Here is a 21,737-nt window from a genome sequence, read left to right as displayed (position 1 = left end):
CCTCCTCGCGGCGCCGGGCCGGGGTCAGAGTTCGTTGTCCAGCAGGGCGAACATGTCGTCGATGGTGTCCACTTCCAGATCCGCGTCGCCGCCGGACGGCCGGACGCGGTCCTGCCACAGGGCCACCAGGTTCCGCAGCTTCGCCTCGACCTCGGCACCGTCCGCGGCCGCGATGTCCACTGTGGACAGCTCGGCGGCGAGCCGGTCGATCCCCGACGCCAGGCCGGTTTCCGCGGCCTCGGCGGCGGGCACCACTTCCGACTGAAGGAACTTGGCGAGGTCGTCCGGGGTCGGGTAGTCGAAGATCAGCGTCGCGGGCAGGCGCAGCCCGGTGGCCGCGTCGAGCCCGTTGCGCAGCTCGACAGCGGTCAGCGAGTCGAAGCCGAGTTCGGTGAACGCCCGGCCCGGCTCGATCGAGTCCGCGCCGTCATGCCCGAGCGCGGCCGCGGCCTGGCCGCGCACCACCCCGAGCAAAACCAGTTCGGCGTCCGCCTGCGAAAGCCCGGCGAGCCGCCGCTTGAGCCCGTCGGCCTGCGCCGCCGCGTCCACCGGTGCGGCACGCCGCACCGAACCGCGGACGAGACCGCGCAGCAGCGGCGGCACCGGTCCGGTCATCGAGCGGAGCCCGGCGACGTCGAGCTTGACCGGCACCGAGACCGGCTCGGCCAGGCCGGTGGCCAGGTCGAACAGCTCCAGTCCCTCGGCCGGGTCGAAACTGCCGACCCCGTCGCGGCCCATCCGGTCCGCGTCCGCCGAGTCGCCCATGCCGTCGGCCCAGAGGCCGAAGGCGAGCGACGTCGCGGGCAGGCCGAGGCCGCGGCGGTGGTGCGCCAGCCCGTCGAGGAAGGTGTTCGCCGCGGCGTAGTTCGCCTGCCCCGGCGCACCGAGCACTCCGGCGGCCGAAGAGAACAGGGCGAACAGGGTCAGGTCGTGGCCGCGGGTGAGCTCGTGCAGGTTCCACGCCGCGTCCACCTTGGGCCGCAGCACCTTTTCGAGCCGCTCGGGGGTGAGCGCGGTCAGCAAGCCGTCGTCGAGGACGCCGGCCGCGTGCACCACGCCGGTCAGCCCGGGCGTGCGGTCCAGTACGGCGGCGAGCGCGGCGCGGTCGGCGGCGTCGCACGCCTCGATCCGCACGTTCGCACCCAGCTCGGTCAGCTCCGCCGTCAGTTCGGCCGCGCCGGGCGCGTCCGGACCGCGACGGCTGGTGAGCACCAGGTCGGTGACACCGTGCTTCGTGACCAGGTGCTTGGCCAGTACCGCGCCGAGGCCGCCGGTGCCGCCGGTGACGAGCACCGTGCCGCCGATCGGGCGGCGCGGCACCGTCAGCACGACCTTGCCGACGTGCTTGGCCTGCGACAGGAAGCGCAGCGCCTCCGGTGCCCGGCGCAGATCCCAGGTCCGGATCGGCAGCGGGGTGAGCGCGCCCTGGTCGAACAAGGCGATCAACTCCTCCCATATCCGCGCGATCCGGCGGTTGCCCGCGTCGATCACGTCGAACGCCTGGTAAGTCACACCGGGATGGTGCCCCGCGGCGCCGCCGTCCGGACGGACGTCGGTCTTCCCCATTTCCACGAACCGTCCACCGCGCGGTAACAGGCGCATCGACGCGTCGATGAAGTCGCCTGTCAGCGCGTTGAGGACCACGTCCACGCCGTTGCCACCGGTGGTGTCGCGGAAGCGCTCCTCGAAGTCGAGCGTCCGCGACGAGGCGATGTGGTCGTCGGCCAGTCCGGCGGCGCGCAGGACGTCCCACTTGCCCTCGCTCGCGGTGCCGAACACCTCGGCGCCGAGGTGCCGGGCGAGCTGCGTGGCCGCCATCCCGACGCCGCCGGCCGCGGCGTGGATGAGCACCGACTCGCCCTGCTTCAGCGCGCCGAGGTCGGTCAGCGCGTAGTAAGCGGTGAGGAACACCAGCGGCACCGACGCGGCCTCTTCGAACGTCCAACCCTCGGGCATCTTGGCCACCAGGTCCCGATCGGCGAAGGTGAGCGGGCCGAACCCGCCGTGTACCAGGCCCATCACCCGGTCGCCCGGCGCCAGATCGTCCACTTCGGACCCGACGTCGGTGATGACTCCGGCGGCCTCGTAACCGATCCGGCCGGCGTCACCCGGGTACATGCCGAGCACGTTGAGCACGTCGCGGAAGTTCGTCCCGGCCGCCCGGGTGGCGATCCGGACCTCGCGCGGCAGCAACGGTTCGAGCACATCGGGGTATGGCTCGAAGGAGAGCCTGTCGAGGGTGCCCTTGACGACGCTGTCGAGCCGCCAGGCCGGTTCGTGCCACGGCGGCACGAGATCCTGCGAAGACGCGGCGGTCAGCAGCCGGACGGCGTGGACGACGCCGTCCCGGACGGCCAGCTGGGTTTCGTCGCCCAGTACGGCGAGCGCGGTGTCGACGTCGGCTTCGGCGGCGTCGAGCAGCACCAGACGGCCTGGATTCTCGGACTGGGCACTGCGAACCAGCCCCCAGACCGCGGCCGACGCCGGGTCGACACTGTCCGAAGTAGACACGGCGACAGCGTTCTCGGTGCGCACCACGAGGAGGGTTTCCTTCTCCTCGGCCAGCCACTCCTGCAGCTTCGCCAGCGTGCTTCGCAGCAGAGCGTGCGCGGCCGTCGGGGTGTCTTCGGCTCCTGGTACCGCCGAGAGCAGCTCTGTCGGCGGAGCCGGGGACTCGTTCGTGAGCTGGGCCCAGCCGAGCCGGAACAGCGAGTCCGAAGTGGACGAATCCGCCGGGCCGAGGTCGGTGACCTCGCGCAGCAGCAACGATCCCACTGTCAAGACCGGCGCTCCGGCACCGTCGGTGAGCTCCAGGCGCACCGAGTCGGTACCGGAGGCGGCGACCCGGACACGGGCGGCGGTGGCGCCGGCCGCGTGCAAGACGACGTCACGCCAGAGGAACGGCAGCCGGGTGGTCTCGGCGTTCCCGGGCAGCAGGCCGATGGCGTGCAGCGCGGCGTCGAGCAGGGCCGGATGCAGGCCGAACTTCCCGGCGTCGCCCTGCGCGGCGGCGGGCAGTTCGAGATCCGCGCAGACTTCGTCACCCACGAGCCACGCGGCGGTGAGGCCCTGGAACACCGGCCCGTACTGAAGGCCCGCGTCGGCGAGTCCCGCGTAAAGGTCGGTGACGTCGAGGCTTTCGGCCCCGGCGGGCGGCCACGTGGCGTCCTTCGCCACCGGGTAAGCGTCTCCGGGGGCGAGCAGGCCGGTCGCGTGCTCGGTCCATTGGGCCTCGCCGAGCCGGGAGTGGATCGACACCGGACGCCGTCCGTCATCGTCCGCGGCACCGACCACGACCTGCACGGCGAGCCCGCCGGTCTCCGGCAGCACCATCGGCGCGGCGATGGTCAGTTCGGACACGCGAGCGCAGCCGAGTTCGTCGCCCGCCCGGACGGCGAGTTCGATCAGTGCGGCGCCGGGGACCAGCACGGTGCCGAGTACCGCGTGATCGGCCAGCCACGGCTGCACGGCGCGCGACAGCCTGCCGTAGCCGACCAAGCCGTCCTCGCCCGCTGTCGGCACGGTCGCCCCGAGCAGCGGATGTCCGGCGGCGGCCAGGCCCAGCCCGGCGGCGTCACCGGCGACGGCGGGCGGGTCGAGCCAGAAGCGTTCACGCTGGAACGCGTAGGTGGGCAGCGGGACGGCGTGGGCGTCGGTTCCGTCGAAGAACGCCGTCCAGTCGACCTCGGTACCAGTCGCAATCAGTCGGCTGAAGGCGAGTGCAGCGGTCTTCCGCTCGTCTCGATCCTTGCGCAGCACTGGAACGAATACCGCGTCAGGAGCGCTGTCGAGGCCCATCGCGGAGAGCACGCCATCCGGGCCGAGTTCGGCGAACCGGGTGACGCCCGCAGCGGCGAGTGCGGCGACACCGTCGGCGAACCGCACGGTTTCGCGGACGTGCCGGACCCAGTAGCCGGGGTCGGTCAGCTCGGCCGATTCAGTCACTGTGGACACGATCGGGATCCGCGGCTCGGCGTACTCCAAGGACTCCGCGATCTCGGCGAACTCCGCCAGCATCGGCTCCATCAGCGCCGAGTGGAACGCGTGCGAGACGACCAAGGCCTTCGTACGGCGCCCTTCAGCAGCGAATCGGGCGGCGACCGCACGGACCGCACCGTCCACACCGGACAGAACGATCGCCTGCGGTCCGTTCACCGCCGCCAGGCAGACCTCGTCGGACAGGTACTCGCGCGCCTCGGCCTCGGTCGCCTGCACCGCGACCATCGCGCCGCCTTCCGGCAGCGCCTCCATCAGCTGTCCGCGCGCCTCGACGAGTTTCGCGGCGTCCTCCAGGGAGAACACGCCCGCCACATGCGCGGCCGTGATCTCGCCGATCGAGTGCCCGGCCAGGAAGTCGGGCCGGATCCCCCACGACTCCACGAGCCGGAACAACGCCACTTCGAGGGCGAAGATCGCGGGCTGCGCGGTGCCGGTGCGGTTGATATCGCCATCGAGCGGAAGCAGCGCGGCAACCTCATCGTATGCCGTTGCGAACACCGGGAAAGCGTCGTAGAGCCCCTGGCCCATACCGAGCCGCTGGGAACCCTGACCGGTGAACAGCATCGCCAGTTTGCCTTCGGCCGCACGGCCGGTGACGACGTCCGGAGTGTTCCGGCCACTGGCGAGGGCGGCCAGTCCGGCACGCAGCGCGTCGGCGTCGCCGGTGAGCACCGCCCGCCGCTCGAACGCGGTCCGGGTGGTCGCCAGCGCGAAGCCGATGTCGACCGGGTCGGCGAATCCGACGGTACCGAGCAGTCGTCCGGCCTGGGCCCGCAGCGCGTCCTCGGTGCGGGCGCTCAGCACCCACGGCAGGAGCGACGGCGGCGCCGAGGCTGTGTGCTTCACGGGATCCGGGACCTGCTCCAGGATGACGTGCGCGTTGGTGCCGCTGATGCCGAACGCCGACACCGCCGCGCGCCGGGGCCTGCCGGCCTCGGGCCAAGGACGTGCCTCGGTGAGCAGCCGGACCTCACCCTCGCTCCAGTCGACATGCGGCGAAGGCTCGTCGACATGCAGGGTCGCGGGCAGCACGCCGTGACGCATCGCCTCGACCATCTTGATGATCCCGGCGAGCCCGGCGGCCGCTTGCGTGTGGCCGATGTTGGACTTCACCGAGCCCAGCCACAGCGGTTCCTCGCGGTCCTGGCCGTAGGTGGCCAGCAACGCCTGTGCCTCGATCGGGTCACCCAGCGCGGTGCCGGTGCCATGCGCCTCGACGATGTCCACAGTGGACGACTCGACGCCCGCAGCCGCCAGAGCCCGGCGGATCACCCGCTGCTGCGAGGGTCCGTTGGGCGCGGTCATGCCGTTGGACGCGCCGTCCTGGTTGACCGCGCTGCCTCGGACGACCGCCAGCACGTGACGTCCGTTGCGGCGCGCGTCGGAAAGCCTTTCCAGGAGCAGGAATCCGGCGCCCTCGGCCCAGGCGGTGCCGTCGGCCGCGGCCGCGAACGGCTTGCAACGGCCGTCGGCGGCCAAGCCGCGCTGACGGGAGAACTCGATGAACGGGTTGGGGCTGGCCATCACGGTCGCGCCACCCACCAGCGCCAGTCCGCATTCACCCGAGCGCAGCGCCTGCGCCGCCCAGTGCAAGGCGACCAGCGACGAGGAGCACGCCGTGTCGACCGACACCGCCGGGCCTTCGAGCCCGAAGGTGTAGGCGACGCGGCCGGTCAGCACGCTGCTCGCGCTGCCGGTCCCGAGCAGGCCTTCCATCCCTTCCGGGGTGGCGGCCAGCCGGGAGGCGTAGTCGTCGTACATGACGCCGGCGAACACCCCGGTGGCACTTCCGCGCAGCGAGACCGGGTCGATCCCGGCGCGCTCGAACGCCTCCTGCGCGGTCTCCAGCAGCAACCTCTGCTGCGGGTCGACGGTGACAGCCTCGCGCGGCGAGATGCCGAAGAACTCCGCGTCGAAGTCGGCGGCGTCGTGCAGGAAACCGCCCTCGCGGGCGTAGCTGGTGCCCGCGTGGTCGGGGTCCGGGTGGTAGAGCCCGTCGAGATCCCAGCCGCGGTCGGACGGGAACGGCGTGATCGCGTCGATTCCTTCGGCGACCAGGCGCCACAGGTCCTCCGGCGAGCTGACGCCGCCCGGGAACCGGCAGCTCATCGCGACGATCGCGATGGGCTCGTCCGGCTCGGCGACCCGCACCGGCTCGATGTCCACAATGGATTCGTCACCGGCGAGTTCGGAACGGATATAGGCCGCCAGCGCCGCCGGGTTCGGGTGGTCGAAGATCAGCGTGGCGGGCAGCCGCAGCCCGGTCGCCTCGCCGAGCCGGTTGCGCAGTTCGACGGCGGTGAGCGAGTCGAAGCCGAGTTCGGTGAATGCGCGGCCGGCCTCGACCGACGTCGCGGTGCCGTGTCCGAGCACGTCGGCGACGTGGCCGCGGACCAGGTCGACCAGATGCGAGAGCTGGTCGGCGGGCGAAAGCCGGGTGAGCGTCGCGGTCAGCCCGGCGGCGGCCGCGGCGTTGGCCGCACCCCGTCGCTTGGGGACCCGCACCAGGCCGCGCAGCGCGGGTGCGGGCTCGCTGGTGCGGGCCAGCGTGCGCAGCGTCGCCAGGTCGAGCTTGACCGGCACCGGGACCGGCGTCGAAGCGGCCAGTGCGGCGTCGAACAGCGCCAGGCCTTCTTCATCAGTCAGCGCCCCGAATCCGGCGCGGGCCAAGCGGTCCACATCGGACTGTCCACCCATGCCGTTGGCCCACAGGCCGTACGCGAGCGAACGGGCGGGCAGGCCTTCGGCGTGACGTCGTCGCGCGAGGTCGTCGAGCAGGGCGTTGGCCGCGGCGTAACTGGCCTGCCCCGGACCGCCGAGGATCCCGGAAACCGAGGACACCAGCACGAACTGAGTCAGCGGCCTGCCGAGGGTGAGTTCGTGGAGCGCGAGCGCCGCCTCGGCCTTGGGCCGCAGCACGGTGTCGAAGCGCTCCGGGGTCAGCTCGGTGACGACGCCGTCGTCCAGCACACCGGCGGCGTGCACGATCCCGGTGAGGTCGTCGATCCCGTCGAGCAGGGCGGCGAGCGCGTCGCGGTCGGTTACGTCGCAGGCGACGACGTCGGCGCCGAGTTCTTCCGCCAGCTCCGCCGCACCGGGCGCGTCGAGGCCCCGGCGGCTGGTGAGGACCAGCTTGGTGACCTCGGGCGCGAGGTGCCGGGCGATCGCGGCCCCGACCCCGCCGGTGCCGCCGGTGACGAGAACCGTGCCCTCGCCCCAGATCGCGGCCTCACCCGGAGTCGTACGGGCCAGTCGCGGGACTTCCGCGACGCCGTCGCGGATCCGGACCTGCGGTTCTCCGGTGGCCAGCGCGGTCGCGACGTCCTCCCCTTCGAGGACGACGAACCGGTCCGGGTGTTCCGAAGCGGCGGTGCGGGCGAGACCGCGGACGGCGGCTCCAGCCGGAGTGTCTCCGGTGCGGATCACCAGACGCGTCCCGCCGTCGGCCAGGAACTCCTGGATCGCGGCGAGAGCTTCGGCCAGTGCCTCGCGCGGCTCGCCGTCCAGTGCGGTGAAGACCTGGACGTCCTCGGTCACCGCGCCGTCGGCGGGTACTTCGACCCAGGTCAGCTCGTACAGCGAGTCCGTGCCGCGCTGTCGCGGCGCCTCCGCCACCCGGACGGCGACCGTGCCGATCGTGGCGACCGGCGCGCCGGTGGTGTCGGTGACCAGCAAGGAGAATCCGGATCCGGCAGGCGTGACCCGGACGCGCAGCGCGGTGGCGCCGGTGGCGTGCAGGGTGACGTCGCCGAACAGGAACGGCAGGCGGGTGCCCTCGCCCGGGAGCAGCCCCAAGGTGTGCAGGGCCGCGTCGAGCAGCGCCGGATGCAGGCCGAAGCCGTCGACTTCGGTGCCCTCGGGCAGTTCCACCTCGGCGAACACGGTGTCCCCGTCGCGCCAGGCGGTGGTGAGCCCGCGGAACGGCGGGCCATAGTCGAGACCCGCGGCCGCCATGTCCGCGTAGAGCCCGTCGAGCGAGAGCGGCTCGGCGGCGGGCGGCCACGCGGTCAGCCCGGACGGTACGGCGGCCGTCTCCGGCGTGAGCGTGCCGGTGGCGTGCTCGGTCCACTCCCCTTGCGGGGCACGCGAGTGCACCGAGACCGGACGTCGCCCGCCCGTGCCCGCCGCGCCGACGAGCACCTGGACGTCCAGCGCGCCGTGCGGCGGCAGCACCAGCGGCGCGGCGAGGGTCAGTTCCTCGACGCCTCCGCAACCGGCTTCGTCACCGGCGCGGACGGCGAGTTCGAGCAGGCCGGTGCCGGGGACGAGCACTTCGCCGAACGCGGCGTGCCCGGCCAGCCACGGATGCGTGGCGGCCGAAAGCCGTCCGGTGAGTACCCAGCCGTCGCCGTCGGCGAACGGCACCGCGGCGCCCAGCATCGGGTGCCCGGCGGCCTGGAGCCCGGCCGTGGTGACGTCACCCGCTCCGGACCCGGCGGCGAGCCAGAACCGGCGGCGGTCGAACACCGACGTCGGCAGGTCGACGACGCGGGCCCCGGTCGGGCGGAACACCGCGGCCCAATCGACGGCGACACCTCGGGTGTACGCGGCGGCCAGCGTGGTGAGCGCGGTCTCCGCCTCGTCGCGGTCGGCGCGCAGGAACGACGCCGCGAAGGTGTCCGGGCCGTCATCGGCGAGCGCGGTCAGCACGGCGGCCGGGCCCAGCTCGACGAACTTGGTCACCCCGGTCTCGCGCAGCCACGCCAATCCGGCGGCGAACCGGACAGTGGCGCGGACGTGCTCGACCCAGTACTCCGGTTCGACGACCCGTCCGGTTCGCTCGCCGTCCACTGTGGACACGAACGGAATCGCCGGGGCCGAGAAATCGAGCTCTCGCACCACGGCGGCGAACTCGTCCAGCATCGGTTCCATCAGAGCCGAGTGGAACGCGTGCGAGACGTCCAGCCGCTTGGTGCGGCGGCCGAGCTTCTCGAACTTCTTGGCCAGCTTGAGCGTCGGCGACGCGGCACCCGAAAGCACGACCGCGTTCGGGCCGTTGACCGCGGCCAGCGAGACCTTCGGCGTCAGGTGCTCGCGCACCTCGTCCTCGCTCGCCTGGACCGCGACCATCGCGCCGCCCTCGGGCAGCGCCTCCATCAACCGGCCACGCGCTTCGACGAGCTTGGCGGCGTCTTCCAGCGAAAGCACGCCCGCCACATGCGCGGCCGCGATCTCACCGATCGAATGCCCGGCCACGAAGTCGGGCACGCCACCCCAGGACTCGGCGAGCCGGTACAGCGCGACCTCCAGTGCGAAGATCGCCGGTTGCGCGGCGCCGGTGCGGTTCAGGTCACCGCCGGTCGGGAGCAGCGCGGTGACCTCGTCGTAGGCGGCGGCGAACACCGGGAAGGCGGCGTAAAGCCCTTCGCCCATGCCGAGCCGCTGGGATCCCTGACCGGTGAACAGGAAGGCCGTCCGGCCGGGCAGTACGCGTCCGGCGACGACCGACGGGTTGACGCTGCCCTCGGCGAGGGATTCCAGCCCGGCGCGGAGATCCGCGTCCGTGGCACCGAGCACGACGGCACGCCGTTCGTGCGCGGTGCGGGTCGTGGCCAGTGCGAAGCCGAGGTCGACCGGCTCGCCGTCGCGGCCGAGCAGGCGCCCGGCCTGCTCCCGCAGCGTGTCTTCGGCGCGGCCGGAGAGCACCCACGGCACGAGCGCGGGAGTCACGACCTCGCGCGGAGCGGGGGTTTCAACCGGAGGCTGTTCGAGGATGACGTGCGCGTTGGTGCCGCTGATCCCGAAGGACGACACGGCGGATCGGCGCGGACGTCCGGTCTCCGGCCAGCCACGGCCTTCGCCCAGCAACTCGACGTCACCGGCTTCCCAGTCGACGTGCGGTGACGGCTCGCCCAGGTGCAGCGTCGGCGGCAGGACACCGTGGTGCATCGCCTGGACCATCTTGATGATCCCGGCGACCCCCGCCGCAGCCTGCGTGTGCCCGAAGTTGGACTTCACGGAGCCGAGGTACAGCGGTTCGCCGTCGCGCTCGCGGCCGTAGGTGGCCAGGAGCGCCTGCGCCTCGATCGGGTCGCCCAGCGTCGTGCCCGTGCCATGCGCCTCGACAGCGTCCACAGTGGACGACGGGACACCGGCGGCGGCCAGCGCCTGGCGGATCACGCGTTGCTGCGAGGGACCGTTGGGGGCGGTGAGGCCGTTGGACGCGCCGTCGGAGTTGACCGCTGAGCCCTTGACGACCGCGAGCACCCGGTGCCCGTTGCGGCGCGCGTCGGAAAGCCTTTCCAGCACGAGCATTCCGGCGCCTTCGGCCCAGCCTGTCCCGTCGGCGTCGGCCGAGAAGGACTTGCAGCGGCCGTCGGCGGCGAGGCCGCGCTGACGGGAGAACCCGATGAACGTCTCGGGCGTCGCCATCACCGTGACACCACCGGCCAGCGCCAGCGAGCACTCGCCCGAACGCAAAGCCTGCGTCGCCCAGTGCAACGCGACCAGCGACGAGGAGCAAGCGGTGTCGACCGAAACCGCGGGTCCCTCCAGGCCGAGGGTGTAGGCGACGCGGCCGGACAGCACGGAACCCGAGGTGCCGGTGCCGAGGAAGCCCTCGACGTCGTCGGGGACGTCGTTGCCGAGCCGGGTGCCGTAGTCGTGGTACATGACGCCGGCGAACACGCCGGTCGGGCTGCCCTTGAGCGCCGTCGGGTCGGTGCCGGAGCGCTCCAGCGCCTCCCACGCGACTTCGAGCAGCAAGCGCTGCTGCGGGTCCATCGCAAGCGCCTCACGAGGCGAAATCCCGAAGAACTCGGGGTCGAAGTCGCCCGCGTCGTGCAGGAATCCGCCTTCGCGGGTGTAGGTCTTGCCCGGCCGGTCGGGGTCAGGGTCGTAGATGCCGTCGACGTCCCAGCCACGGTCCTCGGGGAACCGGGTCACGCCGTCGCGGCCGCCGGAGACGAGGTCCCACAACTCTTCCGGCGACGTCACGCCGCCCGGGTAGCGGCAGGCCATACCGACGATGACGATCGGGTCGCCGTCGGCGCGGGCCGCGGTGAAGACCGGGGTCGCGTCGGCGGGTTCGTCGAGCAGTTCGGCGAGCAGGAATTCGGCCAGCGCAACCGGAGTCGGGTGGTCGAAGGTCAACGTCGCCGGGAGCCTCAGACCGGTGACCGTGCTGAGGCGGTTCCGGAATTCGACCGCGGTGAGCGAGTCGAACCCGAGGTCACCGAATGCGCGGTCGGCCTCAACGGCGTCGGGGCTGGTGTGGCTGAGGACGTGTGCGGCCTCGGTGCGGACCAGTTCGGTCAGCAGCCGCGTGCGCTCACCAGCGGGAACGCCCGCCAAACGCTGCCGCAGCCCGGCGGCTTCCGCTTCCTCCGCCGCACGGCGACGGCGCGGCCGGACCAGGCTCCGCAGCACGTGCGGCACCTCGGCTTCGGCGCGCAGCGCGGCGAGGTCCAGCTTGGTCGCGACAGGACGCGGGTCGTCACCGAAGGCCAGGAGGTCGAACAGCTCCAGCCCGGCTTCGACGGGCAGTGCCGCTCCCCCGCGTCCCTCGCCCATGCCGGTTTCCCAGAGGCCGTAAGCGATCGAGGTACCGGGGAGGCCTTGGGCACGCCGAAGCGTGGCGAGCCCGTCGAGGTAGCCGTTGGCCGCCGCGTAGTTCGCCTGACCGGGCGCTCCGAGCGCACCGGCGATCGAGGAGAACGTGACGAACAGCTTCAGGCCTGTGGTCAGTTCGTGCAGGTGGCGCGCGGCCTCGGATTTGGGGCCCGCGACGGCGGCGAGCCGCTCGGGGGTCATCGCGGTGAGGACACCGTCGTCGAGGACACCCGCCGCGTGCACGACGCCGCTGAGCGGTTCTTCGACGAGTGCGAGCACGGACTCGAGCTGGGACCGGTCGGCGACGTCGCAAGCGGCGATCGTCACCTCGGCGCCGAGTGCGCGCAGATCCTCGCGGAGGACTTCGGCACCGGGAGCGTCGGCGCCCCGGCGTCCGACGAGCAGCAGGTGCCGGACGCCGTGCCGCTCGACGAGCCGCCGCGCGACGTGCGCGCCGAGCCCGCCGGTACCGCCGGTGACCAGCACGGTTCCGTCGAGCGTCCAGTCCGGGTCGGCGGTGGCGCGGGACCGCGTCAGGCGGGGCACGCGCGGGCCGTCCTCGGTCAGCTTGACCTCGGGTTCACCGGTGGCGGCCGCGATCCGGGCGTCTCCGTCGCCGTGCACCAGGACGAACTTGTCCGGGTACTCGGCCTGCGCGCTGCGCACCAGTCCGGCGACGGCGGCGTGCGCCGGGCTGTCGCCGGTGAGGTGGACGACGAGCCGGTCTTCGGCCGCCTGCATCGCTTCGAGAGCGGCCTCGACCGACGCGGCTTCGTATACGGCGACGTCTTCGGCCTCCGACGGCAGCGCGACGGGGACCCAGCCGATGCCGAACAGCGCGTCGGTGGCGGCGCTGGGCAGCGGCCCGTCGCCGACAGGACGCAAGCTCAGCGACGCGACCGAAAGCACCGGGGCGCCCGTGCCGTCGGTGACCCGCAAGGACACGGCGTCCTGGCCGGCCGGGGTGAGCCGGGCCCGCAACGTGCTCGCGCCGGTGGCGTGCAACGCCAGCCCGGACCACGAGAACGGCAGCCGCGCCGGGCCGCCGGTCAGGCCGACGGCGTGCAGGACGGCGTCGAGCAGGGCCGGATGCAGCCCGAACCCGCGGACGTCGGTGCCCTCGGGCAGCGAGACCTCGGCGAAGACGTCGTCACCCTGGCGCCAGGCCGCGCGCAGACCGCGGAACGGGTCCCCGAAGGTGAGTCCGGCGTCGGCGAGCGTGGTGTAGAAGCCTTCCAGGTCAACGGGTTCCGCGCCGGACGGCGGCCACTCCGTGATCGCGGCGGGTTCCTCGGCGGCCGTGGTCAGCGAACCGGTGGCGTGCAAGGTCCATTCGCCGTCCTGGGGACGGGAGTGCACCGCCAGGGCGCCATCGTCCGAAAGGGACACTCGGAGCTGGACCGGAGCCGACGTGAGCACCAGCGGTGCCTGCAGCGTCAGTTCCTCGACGGTGCCGCAGCCGACCTCGTCGCCCGCCCTCACGGCCAGTTCGGCGAACGCGGTACCGGGCAGCAGGACGGCGTCGCGGACGCGGTGCCCGGCCAGCCACGGCTGTTCGTCGAGCGACAGGCGTCCGGTGAGCACGAGCCCGCCGCGTTCGGGCAGCGCGACGGCGGCGCCCAGCAGCGGGTGATCGAGCGCGCCGAGCCCCAGCGCGGTGGCGTCGCCCGACCCCTGCGGTGCCAGCAGCCAGAAACGGCGGCGCTGGAACGGGTAAGTGGGTAGGTTCGCCGGCCGCGCGCCACTGCCGTCGAAGAAGCGGTCCCAGTCGACGGGGGCACCCGCCGCGTGCACCGCACCCAAGGCGGTCATCGCGGACCGGGCCTCGTCCTGGTCCTTGCGCAACGCGGCGACGAAGACGCCGTCAGTGCCCATCGCGGACAGCACCGCGTCCGGACCGAGTTCGAGGAAGGTCGTGACTCCCTCGGCGGTCAGGGCCGCGAGGCCGTCGGCGAACCGCACGGTTTCGCGGACATGGCGCACCCAGTAAGCCGGGTCGGTCAGATCCGCCGACTCGCTCACGGTGGACACGATCGGGATCCGCGGCTCGGCGTAGCTCAGGCTTTCCGCCACTTCGGCGAACTCCGCCAGCATCGGCTCCATCAGCGCCGAGTGGAACGCGTGCGACACCACGAGATGCTTGGTGCGGCGGCCCTCCTGGGCGAACCGGGCGGCGACCTCGCGAACCGGACCGTCCACACCGGACAGCACGATCGCCTGCGGCCCGTTCACCGCCGCCAGGCAGACCTCATCGGTCAGGAACTCGCGGACCTCGTCTTCCGACGCCTGCACGGCGACCATCGCGCCGCCCTCGGGCAGCGCCTCCATCAACCGGCCGCGTGCCTCGACCAGTTTCGCCGCGTCCTCCAAGGAGAACACGCCCGCCACGTGGGCGGCGGCGATCTCGCCGATCGAGTGCCCGGCCAGAAGGTCCGGGGTCACGCCCCAGGACTCGAAGAGCCGGAACAGCGCCACTTCCAGAGCGAAGATCGCGGGCTGCGCGGTGCCGGTGCGGTCGATATCGCCGTCGAGAGGAAGGAGCGCGGCAACCTCGTCGTAAGCCGTGGCGAAAGCGGGGAAGGTCTCGTAAAGGCCCTGGCCCATGCCGAGGCGCTGGGCGCCCTGGCCGGTGAACAGGAACGCGAGCCTGCCGGTGGCCGCGCGGCCGGAGACGACGTTGGCCGCCCGGCCGGTGTCGGCGAACGCGGCCAGTCCGGCGCGCAGCACCGACGGATCGGTCCCGACGACGACCGCGCGCCGTTCGTGCGCGGTGCGGGCGGTGGCGAGCGTCCAGGCGACGTCGAGCGGGTCGGCCGTCAGGTCGGCGAGCCGCGCGGCCTGTGCCCGCAGGGCTTCCTCGGACCGGCCGGACAGCACCCACGGCAGCATCGCGGGCCGAGCTCCCGGCTCAGGAATCTCTTGCGCGGGAACGTGTTCGAGTACGACGTGCGCGTTGGTCCCGCTGAACCCGAACGACGACACCCCCGCCCGGCGCGGACGGCCGGTCTCCGGCCAGCCCGCGGACTCGGTGGCCACACGGATCGCGCCGGCTTCCCAGTCGACCTGGGCCGAAGGCGCGTCGACGTGCAGCGTCGCGGGGACGACGCCGTGCCGCATCGCCTCGACCATCTTGATCACTCCGGCGACACCGGCCGCGGCCTGCGTGTGCCCGAAGTTCGACTTCACCGAGCCGAGCAGCAGCGGCTCTTCGCGGTCCTGGCCATAGGTGGCGAGCAGGGCCTGCGCCTCGATCGGGTCGCCCAGCCGGGTGCCGGTGCCGTGCGCCTCGACGACGTCGATGTCCGAAGTGGACAGTCCGGCATTGGCGAGCGCCTGAAGAATCACGCGCTGCTGCGAGGGCCCGTTCGGGGCGGTGAGCCCGCTGGACGCACCGTCCTGATTGACCGCGGATCCCTTGAGCAGCGCCAGAACCGGGTGTCCGTTGCGGCGCGCGTCGGACAGCTTCTCCAGCAGGACGAATCCGGCGCCCTCACCCCAGCTGACGCCGTCGGCGCCGTTGGCGAAGGCCTTGCAGCGGCCGTCGATCGCCATCGCGTTCTGTTTGCTGAAGTCGACGAACGGGTCAGGGTTGGCCATCACGGTGACACCGCCGGCCAGCGCGAGCGAGCACTCCCCCGACCGCAGCGCCTGGCTCGCCAGGTGCATCGCGACCAGCGAAGACGAGCACGCCGTGTCCACCGACACGGCCGGTCCCTCGAAGCCGAAGGTGTAGGAGACGCGGCCGGACATCATCGCGCCGGACGTGCCGGTGCCGAGGAAGCCTTCGACCTCCTCCGGGATCTTCGTCAGCCGGGAGGCGTACTCGTGGTAGATCGCGCCGGTGAAGACACCGGTGTCACTGCCGCGCAGGGTGCCCGGCGGGATGCCCGCTCGTTCGAAGGCCTCCCACGCGATCTCCAGCAGCAACCGCTGCTGCGGGTCCATGGCGAGCGCCTCGCGGGGCGAGATGCCGAAGAACTCCGGGTCGAAGTCCCCCGCGTCGGGCAGAAAGCCGCCGGTGCGGGTGTTCGACACGCCCTGCTTGCCCGGGGTCGTGTCGAACAGCGCGGCCAGGTCCCAGCCGCGGTCGGTGGGGAACTCGGTGAGGCCTTCGCGGCCCTCGGAAACGAGGCGCCACAGGTCTTCCGGCGTGTTCACCTCACCGGGGAACCGGCAGCTGGTCGCGACGATCGCGATCGGCTCACCGGCGTCGACGACCCGGGCACGGGCGCGAGGTCCGGCGGTGAGGTCGCCGAGCAGTTCCGAGCGCACGTAACCGGCGAGGGCGACCGGGGTCGGGTGGTCGAAGATCACCGTCGACGGCAGCCGCAGACCGGTCACCGAACCGAGGCGGTTGCGCAGCTCGACCGCGGTCAGCGAGTCGAAACCGAGGTCCATGAAGCCCCGGCCGGGTTCGACGGTGGCGGCGTTGACATGCCCGAGCACCAGGGCGACCTGGGTGCGGACGAGGTCGAGCAGTTCGCGGTCCTGGTCGGCCTCGGTCAGCCCGGCGAGCCGCCTGGCGAGTGAGGAGTCACTGCCCGATTTCGCGGTCCGGCGGCCGGGTTTGACCAGCGCGCCCAACAGCGGCGGGAGTGGTCCGGACGCGGCGAGCACCGGCAGATCCAGCTGGACCGGGATGGCCAGCGGCGCCCCGGCGGCGATGGCCGCGTCGAACAGCGCGAGACCGTCCTCGACGGCGAGCGCGGGAGTACCCCCGGCGCGCAGCCGCGCCAGGTGCGCCTCGCCGAGCGTCTCCGCCATGCCCGCGGCCCACGGGCCCCAGGCCAGCGACTGCCCGGCGAGCCCGAGCGAACGGCGGTGGGCGGCGAGGCCGTCGAGGTAGCCGTTGGCCGCCGCGTAGTTGCCCTGCCCCGGCGCGCCGAGCACACCGGCGGCCGAGGAGAACGTGACGAACAGGTCCGGGTCGCCGGACAGTTCGTGCAGATGCCGGGCCGCGTCGGCCTTCGGGCCGAGCACGAAGTCGAGCCGCTCCTGGGTGAGCGTGTCGATGGTGCCGTCGTCCAGGACACCGGCGGCGTGCACGACGCCGGTCAGGTCGACGCCGTCGAGCAGCGCGGCGACGGCGTCACGATCGGCGACGTCGCACGCGACGACCCGGACTTCGGCGTCAAGCTCGTCCGCCAGCTCCGCCGCGCCGGGCGCGTCGAGGCCGCGGCGGCTGGTGAGCAGCAGCTTCCGGACGCCGTGCGTGGTCACCAGATGGCGGGCGATCAGGGCGCCGAGTCCGCCCGTGCCGCCGGTGATCAGCACCGTCCGCTCGGGGTCGAGGGCCCTCGGCATGGTGAGCGCGACCTTGCCGATGTGCTTGGCCTGGCTCAGGAATCGGAACGCTTCGCGGGCTTCGCGGACGTCCCAGGTCCGGGTCGGCAGCGGGGCGAGCGCGCCGGAGGCGAACAGGTCGGTCAGCGCGTCCCACAGCTGCGCGGTCCGCTCCGGGCCCGCGTCGATCAGGTCGAAAGCCTGGTACTGGACGCCTTCGGGCTCGCGGATGTCGGTCTTGCCCATCTCCAGGAAGCGGCCGCCCGGCGCCATGGTCCGGATCGAGGCGTCGATGAAGTCCCCGGCGAGCGCGTTCAGGACGACGTCGATGCCGCTGAAGCGCTCCTCGAACTCCAGCGTGCGGCTGGAGGCGATGTGCGCGTCGTCGAGCCCGGCGTCGCGCAGCACGTACTGCTTGCTCTCGCTGGCGGTGCCGTAGACCTCGGCGCCGAGGTGGCGCGCGAGCTGCGTGGCGGCCATGCCGACCCCGCCGGCGGCAGCGTGGATCAGGATCGACTCGCCCGCCTTGAGTCCGGCCAAGTCGACCAGCGCGTAGTAGGCGGTGAGGAACACCAGCGGCGTCGAGGCCGCCTGCTCGTAGGTCCAGTCCGCGGGTTTGCGGGTGATCATCGGCCGCTCGGCGACCGCGACCGGGCCCGCTCCGCCGGAGACAAGGCCCATCACCTCGTCGCCGGGCCGCAGGTCGGTGACGTCGGCGCCGATCTCGAGCACGATCCCGGCGAACTCGCTGCCGAGCAGCCCTGCCTCGCCCGGGTACATGCCGAGCGCGTTGAGCACGTCACGGAAGTTGAGCCCGGCGGCGCGGACGGAGACCCGGACGCCCTGCGGGCCGAGCGGCTCGTCGGGCAGCGGCTCCAGGGTCAGATGGTCGAAGGTTCCCTTGCCGGACAACCCAAGCCGCCAGTTACCGGACGGCGGCAGCAGCCTGCCGGTGGATTCAGGCGTGACCAAGCGCGGCACCCGGAGTTCTCCGTCGCGGACCGCGATCTGCGGTTCACCCGAGGCGAGGACCGCTTCGGTGAGTTCGTCGGCGAGCAGGAACCGGTCCGGATGCTCGGACTGTGCACTGCGCACCAGCCCCCACACCGCGGCCGCCACTGGGTCCACATCGGACTGGCCAGTGTGGACGAGAAGTTTCGATGCGGCGAAGCGGTCTTCGGCAAGGAAAGTCCGGAGCACATCGAGCGTGGCACCGGTGACGGCGTGGACGTCGTCACCTTCCGCACGGAAGACGACGACCTCGGAAGCCTCGCCGGTGACGTCCGCGAAGTGCGCCCAGCCCGGGGTTTCGGTTTCAGGTGTGGCGATCGGGTTCCAAGCCAGTTCGTACAGACCCTCGCGGGTGGCGGCGGGACGCAGTTGTCCGGCCGAAACCGGGCGGACGACCAGGGAGCCGACGGTGGCGACCGGCGCGCCGGTCCCGTCGGCCACGCGCAGGGTGACCGCGTCGGTACCGGTGGGGGTCAGCCGGACCCGCAGTTCGGCGGCGCCGGAGGCGTGCAGGACGACGTCGCTCCACGCGAACGGCAGGCGCGCGGGGCCGTCACCTTCCGCGAGCGCGTGCAGCGCCGAGTCGAGGAGAGCGGGGTGCAGGCCGAACCGGCCCGCCTGGTCGCGGGCGGCCTCGGGCAGCGAGACCTCGGCGTAGGTGTGCTCGCCGTCGCGCCACAAAGAACGCAAGCCCTGGAAGATTTCGCCGTACTCCAGCCCGGCCGAGGCCAGCCCGGGATAGCGGCCTTCGAGAGACACGGCTTCGGCACCGGGCGGCGGCCACTCGGCCAGCTCCCAGTCCGGCGTAACGGCGGTCGGGGCGAGCGCGCCGGTGGCGTGCAGCGTCCACTCCCCCGCGCCATGCGGACGCGAGTGCACGGTGAGCGGACGGTGGCCGGAGTCCTCCGGCGTCCCGGCCCACAGCTGGACCTGGACCGCGCCGCTCTCCGGGAGCACCAGCGGCGTCTGCAGCGTCAGCTCTTCCAGCGCCGACAGGCCGGTTTCGTCGGCCGCGCGGACGGCGAGCTCGACCAGCGCGGTGCCGGGCACGACGACCTGGCCGTGCACGACGTGATCGGCCAGCCACGGATGCGTCCGCAGCGAAAGGCTTCCGGTGAACAGGAATCCGCCCGCGTCGGCGACCGACACGGCGGCGCCGAGCAGCGGATGGTCGAGCGAGCCGAGGCCGAGCCCCGCCACGTCACCGGCGGCGTGGGTCGCGGGAAGCCAGTAGAACTCGCGCTGGAACGGGTACGTGGGCAGCTCGACCGGACGCGCGCCGTCGAACGCGGCGGCCCAGCCGACCTTCCCGCCGTGGACGTGCACGGCGGCCAGCGCGGCGACGAACGTCTCGGGTTCGGGCCGGTCGCGGCGCAGCGCGGGGACGAACAGGCCGTCCGCGCTCTCCTGACCGGCGGCGGAGAGGATGCCGTCCGGGCCCAGTTCGAGGAAGCGGGTGACGCCCGCCTCGGCCAGCGCGCTGACGCCGTCCGCGAACCGCACGGCCTCGCGCACGTGCCGGACCCAGTAGGCCGGGTCGAGGATCTCCGCGGTCTCGGCGATGCGGCCGGTGACGCCCGCGATCAGCGCGATCTTCGGTGTCTTGTAGGTGACGCGGCGCGCGACGGCAGCGAAGTCGTCGAGCATGCCGTCCATCAGCGCCGAGTGGAACGCGTGGGACACGGCGAGGTTCTTGGTGCGGCGGCCCTGCTCGGTGAACACCGCCGCGACGGTCCGCACGGCGTCCTCGGTACCGGAGACGACGAGCGCGTGCGGTCCGTTGACGGCCGCGATGCCGGCGCCGTCGACCAGTGCGGCGCGGACCTCGTCCTCGGTCGCCTCGATGGCGCACATCGCGCCACCGCGCGGCAACGCGCCCATCAGACGTCCGCGAGCGGCGATCAGCTCGGCCGCGTCTTCCAGCGACCAGACGCCGGCGACGTGTGCCGCGGCGAAGTCACCGACGGAATGCCCGATCAGGAAGTCCGGGACGACTCCCCACGATTCGACCAGCCGGTAAAGGGAAACCTCCAGGGCGAACAGCGCGGGCTGGGCGTTCGCGGTGTCGTTCAAGGCATCGGCGTCGTCACCGAAGACGATCTCGCGAACGCCCGGCAGCAGCTCGCAGACCTGGTCGAAAGCGGCGGCGAACGCCGGGTACGCCCCATACAGCTCGCGGCCCATGCCGAGGCGCTGCGAACCCTGGCCGGTGAAGCAGATCGCGAGGCTGCCGTCGGTCGCCTCGCCAGCGTCGTGATTTCCTTCGGCGACCGCGGTCAGACCGGCGCGGAGGGTGGCCTCGTCGCGGCCGGTGACGACCGCACGATGCTCGAAGGTGGACCGGGTCGCGGCCAGCGACCAGCCGATGCCCACCGGGTCGCCCTCGACGTCCAGTAGCGCGCGGGCCTGGGCCCGCAACGCCGCCGGAGTGCGGCCGGACAGCACCCACGGGATCACCGGCGGGACGACCACGCCCACTGTGGACTCTTCGATCGCGGGCGCCTGCTCCAGCAGGACATGGGAGTTGGTGCCGCTGATGCCGAACGACGAGACGCCCGCCCGGCGTGTCTCCCCTTCCGGCCAAGGGCGTGCGGACGCCAGCAGTTCGACCGTTCCCGGCGACCAGTCGACCTGCGGGCTCGGCGCGTCGATGTGGAGGCTCGCGGGCAGGATTCCGCTGCGCAGGGCCAGGACCATCTTGATGATCCCGGCGACACCGGCGGCGGCCTGCGTGTGGCCGATGTTGGTCTTCACCGAGCCGAGCAGCAGCGGGCCGCGCTCGCCGCGGTCACGGCCGTAGGTGGCCTGCAAGGCCTGGACCTCGATCGGGTCGCCCAGGGTCGTGCCGGTGCCGTGCGCTTCGACGACGTCGACATCCTTTGTGGACAGTCGCGCATCGGCCAGCGCCTGGCGGATGACGCGTTGCTGCGAGGGACCGTTAGGCGCGGTGAGGCCGTTGGACGCGCCGTCCTGATTGACCGCAGAGCCGCGGACGACGGCCAGAACGGGGTGGCTGTTGCGCTGGGCGTCGGAAAGACGCTCCAGCACGATCATGCCGGCGCCCTCGCCCCACGCGGTGCCGTCGGCCCCGGCGGCGAACGCCTTGACCAGGCCATCGCGGGCGAGACCGCGCTGGCGGGAGAACTCGATGAACGCGTCCGGGCTCGCCATCACGGTGGCACCGCCGGAAAGCGCGAGGTCGCACTCGCCCGCGCGCAGCGCGCGGATGGCGAGGTGCAGCGTGACCAGCGACGCCGAGCACGCCGTGTCGACGGTGACCGACGGGCCTTCCAGCCCGAGGACGTAGGAGATCCGTCCGGAAAGGACACTGCCGGAGATGCCGGTGCCGAGGTAACCCTCGACACCTTCGACGCCCTTGGGCAGGTCGCGTCCGTAGTCTTGGCCGTTGGTGCCGACGAAGACCCCGGCACGACTGCCGGACAGCGACGCGGGGTCGATGCCGCCACGTTCCAGCGCCTCCCACGACGTCTCCAGCAGCAGCCGCTGCTGCGGGTCCATCGAGACGGCCTCGCGCGGCGAGATGCCGAAGAATTCGGGGTCGAATTCCCCGGCGCCGTCGACGAAACCGCCTCGATCGACGTAGCTGGTGCCCAGATGGTCCGGATCCGGGTCGACGAGCGCGCCGACGTCCCAGCCTCGGTCTTCGGGGAACCCGGTGATCCCGTGGTCCCCGGCGGTCAGCAGTTCCCAGAACCGCTCCGGCGTGCGGACGCCGCCGGGGAACCGGCAGCCCATGCCGACGATGGCGATCGGTTCGGCGGCGCGGTCTTCCAGCGCGGCGAGCCTGCCGCGCGTGCGCTGCAGTTCGCCGGTGACTCGCGTCAGGTAGTCGCGAAGCTTGTCGTTCTCACCCACGGTGTCCCCACTCATCG

At 72.6% G+C, this 21,737-nt stretch carries 1 protein-coding gene; it reads right to left on the bottom strand.

Translation table 11 applies throughout. The annotated features are described in order from the left end of the window. Nucleotides 1-24: 24 nt before the first annotated feature. Nucleotides 25-21,720 carry an SDR family NAD(P)-dependent oxidoreductase gene (locus tag ACZ6YV_RS16530; RefSeq protein ID WP_465510379.1) on the bottom strand — a complete coding sequence of 7,232 codons (21,696 nt, stop codon included), beginning with the start codon at nt 21,718-21,720 and terminating at the stop codon, nt 25-27. Nucleotides 21,721-21,737: the final 17 nt, after the last annotated feature.

The sequence above is a fragment of the Amycolatopsis sp. NPDC102522 genome (genome assembly GCF_055584485.1).
Note: the sequence above shows the minus strand (reverse complement) of the source record. Positions and strands in the feature narration are given on the sequence as shown.